This window comes from Microvirga terrestris (genome assembly GCF_015694425.1).
Lineage (GTDB): Bacteria > Pseudomonadota > Alphaproteobacteria > Rhizobiales > Beijerinckiaceae > Microvirga > Microvirga terrestris.
In genome coordinates, this window is the sequence record NZ_JADQDN010000001.1 from 380,229 (window position 1) to 394,115 (window position 13,887).

A 13,887-nucleotide genomic window follows, 5' to 3' on the forward strand; every position below is an offset into this window, starting at 1 on the left:
TTTAGCGCTTGTTCCGAACCGGGACCGGCATCTTGTCGGCCGGGATGGTGGCTACGAGATCGAGCAGGTCGTTCGCGTCCTTGCCGTTGGCCTTAACCTTGAAGTGATACATCTCCTGCATGGCCTGGTGATCTTCCTTGCGGAAGGTCATCGGACCCTTCGGCGTCTCGAAGGTCATGCCCTCCATGGCCGCGATCAGCTTCTCGGTGTCGGTACCGCCGGCCTTCTGGATGGCCGTGACGGCAGCGGAGGCCGCAGCGAAGCCGCCCGCGGTGAAGAAGTCCGGCGGCGCGTTGAAGCGCTTCTGGTGCTCGGCCACAAGCCAGTCGTTCATCGCATTCTTCGGGAACGCGTAGTAGTAATACACTGCGCCTTCCATGCCGGGGTAGTTCTTATAGATCTGCATGGCCGGCAGGATGTTGCCGCCGGGCGCGATCTCGATGCCGAAGCGCTCAGGCTTCAGGTCGGCGATCTTCGGCAGCGGATGCTGGCCGGCCCAGATGATGTTGATGATCTTCTTGCCCGGCTTGTCCTTCAGTGCGTCGAAGATGCGCTGAGCTGAAGCGGTGAAGTCGGTGGCGTTCTGCGGAGCATATTCCTCGAACACGACCTTCGCGTTCGGACGGATCTGAGCGAGCGCGTTCTTGAGCGCCGCAACGCCGTCCTTGCCGAAGGCATAATCCTGCGCGAGCGTCGCGATGGAGACATCGCCGCTGGTCGGAACGGCTGCCGCCGCGCCATAGGCGTCCTGCGTCGAGTTGCGGGCGGTACGGAAGATGAAGCGGTTCCATTTCTCGCCGGTGATCGCATCTGCCACGGCGGGCTCCACGATCAGAACCTTGCCGTTCTCCTCGGCGACGGGGAGCATGGCGAGAGCTGCGGCTGACGAGGTGGTGCCGACCGCGAGGTCAACCTTGTCATCGTTGTAGGACTGCTCCAGCAGGGTCTTGGCGAGATCCGCCTTGAGCTGATCGTCCTTGACGATCACGTTGATCTTGCGGCCGTTGATGGCCATCGTGCCCTTGGTCAGGTACTCGAGGCCCATCATGAAGCCGGCTTCGGTCTGCTTGGCGTAGGCCTCCAGCGGACCGGTCTTACCGGCGATCAACGCGATCTTGATGTCTTGAGCAAAGGCTGAAGATGCAAAGAAAATTCCTGCCGTAGCGGCAGCGATTTTGAGTCCCAGGCGCATCGGTCTCCCCGTTCTGTTATTGCGCCATTGACGGCTTTGCGGTGCAGCCTGTCAAGCGCTGGTCCCGCGCCGTCCCTAGTCAGAAAGGATGATGGAACAGCCCTGGCTCAAGCTTCCGGCAGAACCGGCGTCTCGATGTCCTTGGCCTCGCGCCCGCGCCGGGCCGCCTCGCGCTCAAGCAGCAGAAGAACCAGTCCTGCGCCGCAGATCACCGCTGCACCCACGAGCGTCCAGAACCCCACGACATCGCCGAAGAAGATGTAGCCGAGCACGATCGCCCAGACGATAAGTGTGTACTGATAAGGGGCGACGACGGATGCCGGCGCAATCTTCAAGGACCGGTTCACGCAGACATGCGCCGCCATGGACACGATACCGAGCAGGAAGAGGCCGGCGAGATCGAGCGGGCCGGGCGTCACCCAGTCGAGCGGCGCCGCGACGAGGCCGAAAATCAGGGCTCCGAGGATCTGGCCGAGCACCAGGGTGGCATCGTGGGTGTCCCGCAGCTTGCGGGTCGTGATCATGAGAAGCGAGTAGAAGAGACTTCCCGCGAGCGCGATGAGCGCGGGCAAGGACAGGGTGGCGCTCGACGGGCGCAGGGCGATCAGCACGCCGACGAAGCCGCAGGCGATGACGAGCATGCGCGGCTTGTCGATCTTCTCGCCGAGCCAGAAGGCCGCAAACGCCGCCACATAGATCGGCCCGGCCAGGTAATAGGTCATCACGTCCGCGAGCGGCAAATAGGTGACCGCCCAGTAGAAGCAGGCGACCTCCAGGGTCGAGAGGGTGATGCGCAGTGCGTGCAGCCCCGGCTGCGGCGGGATCTCGAACGGAACCTTCTGCCGGCGCATGAGCGGAAGGAGAACCATGAGGGCCGCGACGCTGCGCAGGAGCAGGACCTGGCCGACGGAATAGGTGGCGACGAGCCACTTTCCCATGACGTCGTTCATGGCGAACATGAAGACGCCGAGCAGCATGAGGCCGATGCCGACGAGGACGCCTGACCGAACCTTGTGGGCGGGGGAGGAACCGGAATGAGACATGGGCCGCATTCATGAGCGAAGCGGCCTTAATTCACAAGCTCCGCGCCTGTAACTTTCAAAAGGTTTTCGCCCCGTTCACGGGCAGCATAATGGAATAAAGCGACGTCGTGGCGCAGATGTAGAGCCGGTTGCGCTTCAGACCGCCGAAGACGACGTTTGCCACCGCTTCGGGCACAAGAATTTTGCCAATCAGCGTGCCGTCGTTTTCGTAGCAGTGCACGCCGTCCCCGGCGCTCGTCCAGATCCGCCCGGCCTCATCCAGCCTGAAGCCGTCGAACAGGCCTTGCGTGCAGGTGGCGAAGACATTGCCGCCCGAGAGGCCTCCTTGGTCGTCCACATCGAAGACCCGAATATGGCGGGGGCCATCCTTCACATGGGTGGCGCCGGTATCGGCCACATAGAGGCGCCGCTCGTCGGGCGAGAAGGCAATCCCGTTGGGGCGCACGAAATCATCGGCGACGCTGCGGACATCGCCCGTGTACGGATCGATGCGATACACATGGCAGGCGCCGATCTCGCTTTCCGCCTTGTGCCCTTCGTAGTCCGAGTCGATTCCATAGGCCGGATCAGTGAACCAGATCGAGCCGTCGGACTTCACCACCACGTCGTTGGGGCTGTTGAAGCGCTTGCCCTGGTGATGGCTGGCGAGCACCGTGATCGAGCCATCGTGCTCGGTGCGGGTCACGCGCCGGTTGCCGTGCTCGCAGGTGACGAGCCGCCCTTGTCGGTCGACGGTGTTGCCGTTGGAATAGCCCGATGAATGGCGAAAGACACTAACAGTGCCCGATGTCTCGTCGAAACGCATCATCCGGTCATTGGGCACGTCGCTCCAGATCAGGTAGCGGCCGGCCGGGAAATAAGCCGGACCTTCCGCCCAGCGGCATCCCTCCGCCAGCTTCTCCAGGCGTGCGGATCCGATGTGCAGGCGCTGGAAGCGATCATCGAGGACGACGGCGACATCCCGAAACATAGCCAGAGCAATATCCTGTCAGTGAGCCATCAGGACGGGTATGGTCGTGTTGCCTAGGATATGGCTGGTTGCCCCTCCGAAGAACATCTGCCGCAGGCGGCTCTGGGTGTAGGCACCCTTCACCAGCAGATCGCAGCCAAGAGCGGCCGCCTCCTTCAGGATCGCTTCGCCCGGCCTGTTGGACGGGTCCGCTACCGTGATGGCTTCCGCCGGCAGGTCGTGCATCCGAAGATGGCGGGCGAGTTCCGAGCCGGAGGGGCCGGGAACGCCCCAGTCGTCGAGTTCGAGAACGACGATTCGCTTGGCCTTGCGGAGCAGTGGCATCGAGTCCAGCACCGCACGGGCCGTTTCCGTGCTCCGGTTCCAGGCGATGACCGCCGTCTCGCCGAAGCTGCGGGTCGGGACAGGCGGAGCGATCAGGACGGGCCGTCCGGCCTCGAAGAGGGCTGCCTCCGCCGTGGACAGGCGGGTCTGGCCGTTCGATCCATCGGGGCGTCCCACGACGATGATGTCGAAAACCCGGCCATAGGCTCCCAGGAAGGCATCCTCCATCAGCCCATCCTGCCGCCAGCCGGAGCTCAGACCCGCCAGACCGGCTGCAGCACGGGAAATCTGCTTTGCGGTCATGAAAGCCTCGAAGCGCTCGCGGCATGCGCGGGCCATTTCCAGGCGGTTCTCGGGGGTGATCGGGGAGGGAACGCCGATGGCGATGTCCACCGGCAGGACCACCGGATAATCCGGCGTGATGGCGATCCCCTCGATATAGCTGTCGAACAGCTGGGCGAGCTGCAGCGCAGCTTCCAGCTGGGGCTCAATGACGCCGTGGTCTTCGATCGGGACAAGGATGCTTTTCATAAGGATTATTGTCGCGCTTTAACGCCCCGTCGGCAAGACCATTCGAAAGTTCATCCCTACCTGTGGACGGGATCGGATTTGACATCCGGTTGTCGGCGGCTCCAGCTTGAACGCGCCGGCAAATCAGGGAGCCTCCATCATGCGTAAGATCGCAATACTTGGCGCAGCCACGTTCCTCAGCCTGTCCACATCCTTCGCAGCGAGCGCCTTCGAGCCGGGCAATACGGGCCGGATCAAGACCCTCGTGGATACGGGGATGCAGTATTACTGGTCCGGCGGCGACGTGAAGAAGGCGGAGGCCGAGGTTTTCAAGGGCATCACCCTGCACGGCCGCTACGATGTGGTGGAGAAGGCGTTCGCCGAGGCTTCCTCATTGGCGCCCGAGCGGCTGGACTTCCGCTTTGCAGTCGCCTCGTCTCAGATCCTGCAGAAGAACCTCACGGGCGCCCGCGCCACCTACGAGGACATCCTTGGCAAAAGCCCCGCATCCTTCGACGCTCAGGCCTGGCTCGCCGCTCTGGCTCGAATCGAGGGCAATACCGACGAAGTGTCCTTGAGGGAGCAGGCTCTCGCCGGTCTCGACCGGGCGCGGGCGGAGGCTTACCGCCAGCGCTTCGCTCGGGCCGAAGCCATCATGGCCGAGCGTCCCAACACCGAGGTGCCGACACTGCCGGGTCGGGTGATGATCGTCACCCTCGGCTATGCGCTGGCGAAGGACGGCACAGCCGAAAAGCCGCTCCTCGACCGCCTCGATGTCGCTCTGAAAGCCGCGCAGGCTAATCCGACCGCCCGGATCATGGTCACCGGCGGCCAGCCTCAGGCAGGCGTCACCGAGGGCGACGTCATGATGAAGTGGTTGGTGGAAAAGGGCATCGATCGGGACCGCATCCTGATTGAAGACAAGTCGAAGGACACAGTCGGCAACGTGCTCAATGTCGCCAATCTCCTGAAGCGCCATACAGCCGACGCGGTCATCCTCGTGACCAGTTCCAGCCACATGCGCCGCGCCCGCACGCTGCTCGAGGACGCTTTCCGGCAATACGACCTGAGCGCACAGATCGTCCCTGTGGTGGCGCTCGATGCGCCGTCAGTGGAAGAGGCCGCCAAAGTCTCGAAGGATGAGCGCATGGTCGTGTATCGTGACCTCATGCGCGTCTCGGGGCTCTGGGCCTATCCAGGCATCCAGCAGTAATCCGCCGCTTCATTCGACGTGGAAATCTCCTGGATTCCAGGAGACTTTCGGATATTGCGGGTTCATCTCCTCAAGGGTCGCCTTGACGATGTTGGCGATGGCGGCGTTACGAACCCATTTGCGGTCGGCCGGGATGACGTACCAGGGCGCCCAGTTGGTCGAGCAGCGATGGAGCATCGTCTCGTAAGCGTCCTGGTAATCGTCCCAGTGCTCCCTGTCCTCCAGATCGCCAGGATTGAACTTCCAGTTCTTGGTGGGATCGTCGAGGCGGTCCTGCAGGCGCTCCTTCTGCTCGTCCTTCGAGATGTGAAGCATGAACTTGAGGATCGTGGTGCCATTCTCGACCAGCATCTTCTCGAAGGCGTTGATCTGTTCATAGCGCTGCTCAATCGCCGCCTCGGGCGCGAACTTCCTGACCTTTCCGATCAAGACATCCTCGTAATGGGAGCGGTTGAAGATGCCGATCGTACCGCGCCGGGGGCAGACAGCGTGCACGCGCCAGAGATAGTCATGCTCCAGTTCAAGCTTCGTCGGCGGGCCAAAGGCATGAACCGAGACGCCCAGGGGACCCGTCGCATTGAAGACGCTGCGGATCGTGCCGTCCTTGCCCGAGGTGTCGGTGCCCTGGAGGATCACGAGGAGTGCCCGCGAGCCTTCGGCATAGAGCCGATCCTGCAACGCATCGATCTCCTTGGCGAGAGTCGTCGTGTCCACCTTGGTCTGCTGCTCTTCACCAAAGAGGGACTTGTCGCGCGGGTCGCGATCCCGAAGGCGAGCCTTTTCGCCGGGGCTGACCCGCAGCTTCTCGATCAAGGTCTTGGCCAGATCCGTCATCGACATCTCCCGTTGCCTTCAGGACGATAGGGCATAACAGCCCGAAAGGAAGGCTGGGATTGTCTACGGAGCGCTCTTTACGACCCGCGCGACCCCATCTACCAAGAGAATGCCAACAGCAATTCAGGGGCTCACGATGCTCGCTCTCTACTATTATCCTGGCAATGCCAGCCTTCTGCCGCACATGATGCTGCGCGAGATCGGGGCCGAGTTCGAGCTGCGCCTCGTGGATCGTGGGCAGAATGTCCAGAAGAGCGCCGAGTATCTCAAGCTCAATCCCAACGGCCGCATTCCGGTTCTCGTGGATGGCGATCTCGTGCTGTTCGAGACGGCCGCCGTTGCGCTGCACCTCGCCGACAAGTTCCCGCAGGCTGGCCTCGCGCCTGCTGTCGGCACGAGCGAACGGGCCGAGTTCTACAAGTGGATGATCCATCTGACGAATACGCCGCAGGCGGAATATCGGGCTTGGTTCTATCCGCACGAGCACGTGAGCGACGAGGCTACCGCGCCGGCTGTGAAGCAGGCCGCCAATGAGCGCCTCACGCGCATGTTCGACGTGATCTCCGAACAGCTCGGCGACAAGCCCTGGCTTCTCGGAGATAGATTCTCGGCCGCGGACCTCTTCCTGTTCATGCTGATCCGCTGGGGCCGGGGCATGCCGAGGCCGCCGCGCAACCTGCCGAACCTGAATGCCCTGGCCGAGCGCGTTCTCGCCCGGCCTGCCGTGCAGAAGGTGCTCGAGGCCGAAGGCATCAAGGCCCCGGTCTTCTAAAGACTACTTCTTGCGCGACACGCGTTTTGCAGGTTTTGCGTCCGGCAGAACCTGATCGGTCTTGCCAATCTCTGCCCAAGGATCCTTCTTGAGCGAGATGAGGCGCTTGTCGAGATTTTTGACCGTGAAGCCGTTGGGCTTGAGATCGGGGGAAAGCTCTTCCCAGGCAATCGGCGTCGCCACCGGTGCGCCGGGGCGGGAGCGGGTGGAGTAGGGCGCGACGGCCGAGGCCTCGCGGTTGTTGCGCAGGTAGTCGATGAAGATGCGGCCCTCGCGCTCCTGCTTGACGGACGTGGTGGTGTAGCGATCCGGCTCGTCCGCCGCCATGGCCTCCGCAATCCCGCGCGAGAAGGCGAGTGCCTCCTTCCATTGGGCCTTTGGCTTCAGGGGCACGACCACGTGCAGGCCCTTACCGCCCGTGGTCTTGACCAAGCTTGCCAGTCCCAGGGCTTTCAGACGCTCGCGAACCGCAAGCGCACCCTCGATCACGCGCGGCCAGTCCACGCCCTCGCCCGGGTCGAGGTCGAGGATGAGGCGGTCAGGACGTTCCAGATCGGCAAGGGTCGCGCCCCACACATGCATTTCCAGGACGCCCGATTGCACGAGGGCGATCACGCCCTGGATGTCGGTAACCGTCAGGGCCTCCTGCGTGCCGCTGTTGTCCGGGATCGTGGTGCGATGGATGAGGTCGCTCATGCCGGCCCAGGAATGGCGCTGGACGAAGCACTTCTTCTCCCCGCCTCCCGGGCAGCGGATGAGGGTGAGAGGACGGTCGACCAGATGCGGCAGGAGCCACTCGCCGATGTCGAGGTAGAATTCCGCCAGCTCCTGCTTGGTGAGCCCCTGATCCTCCCACAGCACGCGATCCGGATGGGTGAGAGGCACGCCGGCCACTTGGATATCACCGGCTTTTGCTTTCTTCGCGCTTGAGGCCCGCTTCGCAGGCTTTGCCGACGATGCGCGCTTCGAGGCGGCTTTCGGTTTCGACGGCTTCTTAGCGGAGCGTCCAGGGGCGATCTCGTCCAGAGAACGCCCGGTCTTCACCGAGAGCGGCGCCTCCTCGAGGATATCCGGATCGTCTTCGGTCCTTGCATGCGCATCGTCGGCTTTGATCAGCAGCCAGGATGGCTGGCGCTCGCGCGGGCGCTTTGCCATGCGCACGAGATGCCACGTGCCTTCGAGCTTCTCGCCGTCGAGGCGGAAGGTGAGGCGGCCTTTCTCGTAAGCCTCGTGGGGATCGCCCTCCGGCTCCCAGGTCCCCCGATCCCACAACAGGACTGTGCCGCCGCCATATTGGCCATTGGGGATGGTGCCCTCGAAGTCGCCGTATTGCAGCGGATGGTCCTCGACCTCGACTGCCAGACGCTTCTCGCCTTTGACGAAGCTGGGTCCCTTCGCCACCGCCCAGCTCTTCAACACGCCGTCGAGCTCAAGGCGGAAGTCGTAGTGCAGGCGGGAAGCGTCATGCTTCTGTACGACAAAGGAGGCGCCGGGGTGCCGGGAGGCCTTGCCTGCCGGCTCCGAGGTTTTCGTGAAGTCGCGCTTGGCGCGATAGGCTGCGAGCTTTGCCATGGTGCAGAGTCAAATCCGCGCCATGGGCTCCGGTTCCAACCCTAAGAGGCCAGGGGCTGAACCGCCGCTTCGTTCCTGTCGTCCTTGGTGAGGAAGGCGGCGGCGATCAGGTCGCGGGTGTATTCCTCGCTTGGCCTGTCGAAGATCTCCTCGGCATTGCCGCGCTCCACCACCTTGCCGCTCTTCATGACCATGATCTCGTCCGAGAGTGCCCGCACTACGGCAAGGTCGTGGCTGATGAACACATAGGCGAGGCCGTGGGCCTTCTGGAGGTTGCGGAGCAGCTCGACGATCTCTTTCTGCACCGAGCGGTCGAGCGCAGAGGTCGGCTCGTCGAGGACCACGAGCTTGGGATGCAGGATGATGGCGCGGGCAATGGCAATGCGCTGACGCTGGCCGCCCGAGAATTCGTGCGGGAAGCGGTTGCGCCACGCTGGATCAAGCTGCACCTCCTCGAAAGCCTGTGAGGCGCGCCGGTCGCGCTCCTTGCGGGAGATGCTCGGCTCATGGACCAGAAGGCCCTCGGTCACGATCTCGCCTGCCGTCATGCGCGGGGAGAGGGAGCCGAAGGGATCCTGGAACACGAGCTGCAGGTGCCGCCTCAGGGGCTGCATGCCACGGCGGTCAAGGGGCATGAGGTTGCGGTCTTCGAAGCGGACCATCCCGGAGGCCGGCTGCAGGCGCAGGATGGCGCGGCCCAGCGTCGACTTGCCGGAGCCTGATTCACCCACCACGCCCACGGTCTCGCCGGCGCGAACCCTGAGGCTCACATCGTCGACGGCTCGCAGCACATGGGTGGACTTGCCGAAGAAGCTCTTCTCCAGGGTGAACTGAACCGAGATGTTCTGCGCGTCCATGATCATCGGAGCATTCGTCGCAACAGGTTCCTTGCGTCCGGTCGGTTCGGCGTCGATGAGCATCTGGGTATAGGGATGCTTCGGGGCCGCAAAGATGTCGGCGGTGCCGCCGCTCTCGACGACTTCGCCACGCTTCATCACATATGTGCGGTCGGCAAAGCGCCGCACGACGCCGAGATCGTGCGTGATGAACACGATGGACATGCCGAGCCGCTTCTGCAGATCGGCCAGCAGCTCGAGGATGCGGGCCTGCACCGTCACGTCGAGAGCCGTGGTCGGCTCGTCGGCGATCAGCACGTCCGGGTTGTTGGCGAGTGCCATGGCGATCATTACGCGCTGGCGCTGGCCGCCGGACATCTCGTGCGGGTAGGAATCGATGCGGCGAGCCGGATCCGGGATGCGGACGAGTTCGAGGAGCTCGATGGCGCGCTTGCGCGCGTCGGCCTTGCTCATGCCGCCATGGGTGGTGAGCGGGAGGGCCAGCTGATCCCCGATCCGGTAGAGCGGATCGAGCGACGTCATCGGCTCCTGGAAGATCATGGTGAGCTTGGAGCCGCGGTAATGATTGAGCCTGCCGGGGGAAAGGCCCACCAGTTCCTCGCCGCGATACTTGACCGAGCCCTCAGCCCAGCCATTCGAGGCGAGAAGGCCCATGACCGCCATCATGGTCTGGCTCTTGCCTGAGCCGGACTCGCCCACGATGGCGACGGTCTCGCCCGGGTTGATGTCGAGGTCGATGCCCTTCACCGCATGGAGAATGCCGTCGCCGGTGCGGAAGCGGACGTTCAGGTTTCGGACCGAGAGAACGGGTTCGGCCATGTCAGCGGTCCTTCGGATCGAGAGCATCGCGCAGGCCGTCGCCGATGAAGTTCAGGCAGAACAGGATCGCGACAAGCGTGACGGAGGGATAGATCAGCATCCAGGTGGCACCCTGGATGTTCTTGGCGCCCTCGGAGATCAGAACGCCGAGGCTTGTATTGGGCTCCTGAACACCGAGGCCGAGGAAGGAGAGGAAACTCTCCAGAAGGATCACCTTAGGCACCAGAAGCGTCATGTAGACCACGACGGGTCCCAGAGTGTTGGGGATCACGTGGCGGCGGATGATGCCCTTGGTTTCGACACCCAAGGCCTCGGCCGCCTGGACGTATTCCTGACGCTTGATGGAGAGCGTCTGGCCGCGAACGATGCGGGCCATGTCGAGCCACTCGACTGCGCCGACCGCTATGAACATCAGCACGAAATTGCGGCCGAAGAACACGACCAACATGATCACGAAGAAGATGAAGGGCAGCGAATAGAGGATATCGACGATGCGCATCATCACCAGATCGACGCGTCCGCCGAGATAGCCGGATGTCGCTCCATAGATCACGCCGATGAGGATCGCCACGAAGGTGGCGAGCAGGCCGATGGCGAGCGAGACCTGTCCGGCTCTCATGGTGCGGGTCAGAAGATCGCGTCCGTTGGTGTCGGTGCCGAAGAGGAAGTATTGACGCTTCAAAGGCACATCGACGACGAGCCGCTGACCGTCCTGCTGTTTCTCGACCACCTTGGCGGGGCCGAACAGATCCGAGCGCTCGAAATAGGCGAGAAGCCGCTCGTCGATCGGCCGGGTGCTGGAGCTCACGAGCGTCATGCGAGCGACGTCGTTGTCGATGGTGATGCTTTCAGCTTTCGCGCGAACGCGGGCGCCGATGCGCTCGATATTCGGCTCGATCTGATCGGCCTTGGGATAGGCCTCCAGGCTCGCGGGCACCTTCACGTAATCCGGATAGACCCGGTCGAAAGGGTGGCCCGTCAGGAACGGTCCGAAGATGCAGGCCAGTGCGATGAAGCTCAGCACGATGATGCTGGTGAAAGCCGCCCGGTTGCGGACGAGACGCCCGCGGGCCTCGGCCCAGAGGGAGCGTCCGGTGGTGACAGGTCCCGTCGTGGTTTCGACAGGAAGAACGGCGCCTTCAGCCATGGCGGACCTCACTCGTAGCGAATGCGCGGATCGATAAGGGCGTAGAGGATATCGACCACGAGGTTGAAGAGCAGAACGAAGACGGCGACCACCACGACCGTGCCCATGACGAGCGTGTAGTCGCGATTGAGCGCGCCTTCGACGAAGTAGCGTCCGATACCCGGCAGACCGAAGATGGTTTCTACCACCACCGATCCGGTAAGCAGGGCGGCGGCCGCGGGTCCGAGATAGGAGACCACCGGCAGGGCCGCGCCCCGCAAGGCGTGGGTGACAACGACCCTGGTGGGCAAGCCCAGCGATCGCAGGGTACGGATATGGTTCGAGCGCAGGTTTTCGATCATGGCGGCGCGGGTCATGCGGGCGACGACCGCAATCTGCGGCAGCGCCAGGACGAGCACCGGGAGAATGAGGTTGCGTAGATTCCCGTTGGCCCACCCGGCCACGGGCAGCCAAGCCAGCGCCAAGCCGAAGACGATCTGAAAGATCGGGGCGACCACGAAGTTCGGGATAGTCAGGCCAAGGGCGCCCACGCCGGTCACCATATAATCAATGGTGCTGTTCTGGCGCAAAGCCGCAATGGAGCCGAGAGTGCCGCCGACGATGATGGCAAAGGACAGCGCCAAAGCCCCCAGCGTCATGGAAACAGGCAGTCCCTGAGCGAAGAGCTCGGCAACCGAGAAGTCACGGAGGATGAATGAGGGGCCGAAATCGCCCCGCACGACGGCACCCAAATAAAGCAGGTACTGCTGGATGAGTGACTTATCGAGCTGATAGATTCGGTTCAGGTTCTCCATCACCTTGGCCTCGAGGGGCCTTTCCAGATCGAACGGCCCACCAGGGGCGAGTCGGATTAGGAAGAAGGAGATCGTGATGATGATGAAGAGGGTAGGGATAGCCGACAAGGAACGGCGAAGGATAAAGGAGAGCATGACGAGCTCCTCCTGCTGCTACAGCATAACAGTAAAAGAATAGGGCGGTCTGGAGAACAGACCGCCCCTTATCAAATTTATTTTTACTGCGTCTTCGACATGAACCGCGACGGATAGACACCGCGTGTATTCTGTACGAAGCCCTGGAGCTTCGGCGAGATCAGGTTGCTCTTGCCGTAGTACATGATCGGGATCCAGGGCATGTCCTTCATGGCGATTGTCTCGGCCTGCTTCATGATATCGGCACGTTTCTTCAGGTCGAGTTCGGTTGCCGCCTGCTCAAGAAGCTTGTCGAACTGCGGGTTGTTGTACTTGCCGTAGTTGAAGCCCTTGTTGTCGCTCTTCAGCAGGAACAGGAAGTTGCTTGGATCATTGACGTCGGCAATCCAGCCATAGCGAGCCACGTCGAAATCGCCGCCATCACGCAGGTGAGCGAAGTGGGTCTTGCCATCCGTGTTGATGAACGAGGTCTCGACGCCGGCCTGCTTCCACTGCTCGGCGATAGCGATCACCGAGTTACGGTTGTTGTCGGTGGTGTTGTAGCGGATCTCGACCTTCAGCGGCTTGCCGGGGCCGAAGCCTGCTTCTTTGAGAAGCGCCTTGGCCTTCTCCTCACGGTCGATCGGCGACATGTCCTTGTAGTCCATGTATGCCGGTGTGCCGTAGTTGCCCACGCCCGGAGGCATGAATGAGTAGCCCGGCTGCATGGTCTGGCCCCAGATCTGCTCGGCGACGAACTCTCGGTCGGTCAGCATGGAGAGGGCCTGACGCACCTTCACGTCGTTGAAGGGAGGCTTGGAGGAGTTCACGACGAAATACCAGGTGCCGAGATACGGACCGAGCCTAACCTGCTCCTTGAAGCGGTCTTTGAGCGACTTGATCTGGTCGGCCGGAAGCTCATCCATGCTGTCGAGTTCACCGGCTTCATAGCGGCGCACGCCGGCGGCGAGGTCAGAATGGGGGATGAAGTTGACCGTATCGATTTTGACGTTTTTGGCGTCCCAGTAATTCTCGTTCTTCACGAGCTTGATGTGTGAATTCGGAGCGAACTCGGCGAGCTTGTAGGCGCCGTTCGACACCATGTTGCCCGGCTTCACGAAATCCTTGCCGAACTTCTCGACGGAGGCCTTGTGCACCGGCAGGCTGGTTTGGTGGGTGAGCAACTCGATGAAGTAAGGGGTCGGCGACTCAAGGGAGATCTCGACCGTCTTCGCGTCGACGGCCTTCACGCCCAGTTCCTCAACCTTGGCTTGGCCCTTGTTGATCTTCTCGGCGTTCTTGATCGGGTAGAGGATGTTGGCGTATTTCGCGCCCGTCGCCGGGTCCATGATGCGGCGATAGGAATAGACGAAGTCTTCAGCCGTAATCGGATCGCCGTTCGACCATTTCAGGCCATTTCGCAACGTAAAGCGATAGGTCTTGCCGTCGTCCGCGACTTCCCACTTCTCAGCCTGACCCGGAACGGCTTCGGCCTTGGCGTTATAGGCCACAAGACCTTCGAGGAGGTCGCGCAGGATGTGAGATTCCTGAACGGTTGATGTCTTGTGGGTATCGAGCGTCTCCGGCTCTCCGGTGTTGCCGCGGTTGTAGACAATTTGAGCGACTGCGAAGCTCGAGAAGGCTACCGTTGCGGCAGCTGCCAGAGCGGTACGTTTCAACCATGATGACATTGGACGCGTTCCCTTTCTGATTATCTCAGGGTTTT

The 13,887-nt window shown here is 62.4% G+C and carries 12 protein-coding genes; 2 read left to right on the forward strand and 10 right to left on the reverse strand.

The genetic code is table 11. From position 1 onward, the window contains the following. Position 1 precedes the first annotated feature (1 nt). From I2H36_RS01670 to I2H36_RS01685, 4 genes are all read right to left on the reverse strand, one after another. Positions 2 to 1,192, reverse strand: coding sequence for a substrate-binding domain-containing protein (locus I2H36_RS01670; protein WP_196262148.1), 1,191 nt, complete (start codon positions 1,190 to 1,192; stop codon positions 2 to 4). A 107-nt stretch (positions 1,193 to 1,299) separates the two neighbouring features. Then, the gene (locus I2H36_RS01675) at positions 1,300 to 2,235 is read right to left on the reverse strand and encodes a DMT family transporter (protein ID WP_196262149.1); all 936 of its coding nucleotides are present in this window, start codon (positions 2,233 to 2,235) and stop codon (positions 1,300 to 1,302) included. Between the two features lie 55 nt (positions 2,236 to 2,290). Then, on the reverse strand, positions 2,291 to 3,205 hold the full coding sequence (locus tag I2H36_RS01680) for an SMP-30/gluconolactonase/LRE family protein (RefSeq protein ID WP_196262150.1): 915 nt from the start codon (positions 3,203 to 3,205) through the stop codon (positions 2,291 to 2,293). An 18-nt stretch (positions 3,206 to 3,223) separates the two neighbouring features. Next, entirely contained in the window at positions 3,224 to 4,060 is an 837-nt protein-coding gene (locus tag I2H36_RS01685; RefSeq protein WP_196262151.1) for a universal stress protein, read from the reverse strand. A gap of 139 nt (positions 4,061 to 4,199) precedes the next feature. Between I2H36_RS01685 and I2H36_RS01690 the strand changes: the two genes are divergently transcribed. Continuing rightward, positions 4,200 to 5,252, forward strand: coding sequence for a YdcF family protein (locus tag I2H36_RS01690; protein ID WP_196262152.1), 1,053 nt, complete (start codon positions 4,200 to 4,202; stop codon positions 5,250 to 5,252). Between the two features lie 9 nt (positions 5,253 to 5,261). Here I2H36_RS01690 and I2H36_RS01695 read toward each other — a convergent pair whose 3' ends face one another. Beyond that, positions 5,262 to 6,086, reverse strand: a complete 825-nt coding sequence (locus tag I2H36_RS01695) for a polyphosphate kinase 2 family protein (RefSeq protein ID WP_196262153.1) — start codon at positions 6,084 to 6,086, stop codon at positions 5,262 to 5,264. A gap of 136 nt (positions 6,087 to 6,222) precedes the next feature. Between I2H36_RS01695 and I2H36_RS01700 the strand changes: the two genes are divergently transcribed. Beyond that, on the forward strand, positions 6,223 to 6,858 hold the full coding sequence (locus I2H36_RS01700; protein ID WP_196262154.1) for a glutathione S-transferase family protein: 636 nt from the start codon (positions 6,223 to 6,225) through the stop codon (positions 6,856 to 6,858). Positions 6,859 to 6,861: 3 nt separating this feature from the next. Here the strand turns inward: I2H36_RS01700 and ligD are convergent, their stop codons facing one another. The 5 genes from ligD to I2H36_RS01725 all read right to left on the reverse strand — a co-directional run bounded on the left by ligD (position 6,862) and on the right by I2H36_RS01725 (position 13,852). Beyond that, positions 6,862 to 8,430, reverse strand: coding sequence for a non-homologous end-joining DNA ligase (gene ligD, locus I2H36_RS01705; protein ID WP_196262155.1), 1,569 nt, complete (start codon positions 8,428 to 8,430; stop codon positions 6,862 to 6,864). Positions 8,431 to 8,471: 41 nt separating this feature from the next. Further along, positions 8,472 to 10,106, reverse strand: a complete 1,635-nt coding sequence (locus I2H36_RS01710; RefSeq protein ID WP_196262156.1) for an ABC transporter ATP-binding protein — start codon at positions 10,104 to 10,106, stop codon at positions 8,472 to 8,474. Between the two features lies 1 nt (position 10,107). Continuing rightward, positions 10,108 to 11,253: an ABC transporter permease subunit gene (locus I2H36_RS01715; RefSeq protein WP_196262157.1), complete on the reverse strand. Its 1,146-nt coding sequence runs from the start codon at positions 11,251 to 11,253 to the stop codon at positions 10,108 to 10,110. An 8-nt stretch (positions 11,254 to 11,261) separates the two neighbouring features. Continuing rightward, positions 11,262 to 12,182: an ABC transporter permease subunit gene (locus tag I2H36_RS01720; RefSeq protein WP_196262158.1), complete on the reverse strand. Its 921-nt coding sequence runs from the start codon at positions 12,180 to 12,182 to the stop codon at positions 11,262 to 11,264. Between the two features lie 83 nt (positions 12,183 to 12,265). Further along, a complete protein-coding gene (locus tag I2H36_RS01725) occupies positions 12,266 to 13,852 on the reverse strand; it encodes a peptide ABC transporter substrate-binding protein (protein WP_196262159.1) in 1,587 nt (528 codons plus the stop codon). Positions 13,853 to 13,887: the final 35 nt, after the last annotated feature.

Excerpts from the sequence above, each read along its gene's own strand:
- I2H36_RS01700 (WP_196262154.1), top strand. The coding sequence starts at position 6,223 with ATGCTCGCTCTCTACTATTATCCTGGCAATGCCAGCCTTCTGCCGCAC.
- I2H36_RS01695 (WP_196262153.1), bottom strand. The coding sequence starts at position 6,086 with ATGACGGATCTGGCCAAGACCTTGATCGAGAAGCTGCGGGTCAGCCCC.
- I2H36_RS01710 (WP_196262156.1), bottom strand. The coding sequence starts at position 10,106 with ATGGCCGAACCCGTTCTCTCGGTCCGAAACCTGAACGTCCGCTTCCGC.
- I2H36_RS01675 (WP_196262149.1), bottom strand. The coding sequence starts at position 2,235 with ATGTCTCATTCCGGTTCCTCCCCCGCCCACAAGGTTCGGTCAGGCGTC.
- I2H36_RS01725 (WP_196262159.1), bottom strand. The coding sequence starts at position 13,852 with ATGTCATCATGGTTGAAACGTACCGCTCTGGCAGCTGCCGCAACGGTA.
- I2H36_RS01720 (WP_196262158.1), bottom strand. The coding sequence starts at position 12,182 with ATGCTCTCCTTTATCCTTCGCCGTTCCTTGTCGGCTATCCCTACCCTC.
- I2H36_RS01685 (WP_196262151.1), bottom strand. The coding sequence starts at position 4,060 with ATGAAAAGCATCCTTGTCCCGATCGAAGACCACGGCGTCATTGAGCCC.
- I2H36_RS01690 (WP_196262152.1), top strand. The coding sequence starts at position 4,200 with ATGCGTAAGATCGCAATACTTGGCGCAGCCACGTTCCTCAGCCTGTCC.
- ligD (WP_196262155.1), bottom strand. The coding sequence starts at position 8,430 with ATGGCAAAGCTCGCAGCCTATCGCGCCAAGCGCGACTTCACGAAAACC.
- I2H36_RS01715 (WP_196262157.1), bottom strand. The coding sequence starts at position 11,253 with ATGGCTGAAGGCGCCGTTCTTCCTGTCGAAACCACGACGGGACCTGTC.
- I2H36_RS01670 (WP_196262148.1), bottom strand. The coding sequence starts at position 1,192 with ATGCGCCTGGGACTCAAAATCGCTGCCGCTACGGCAGGAATTTTCTTT.
- I2H36_RS01680 (WP_196262150.1), bottom strand. The coding sequence starts at position 3,205 with ATGTTTCGGGATGTCGCCGTCGTCCTCGATGATCGCTTCCAGCGCCTG.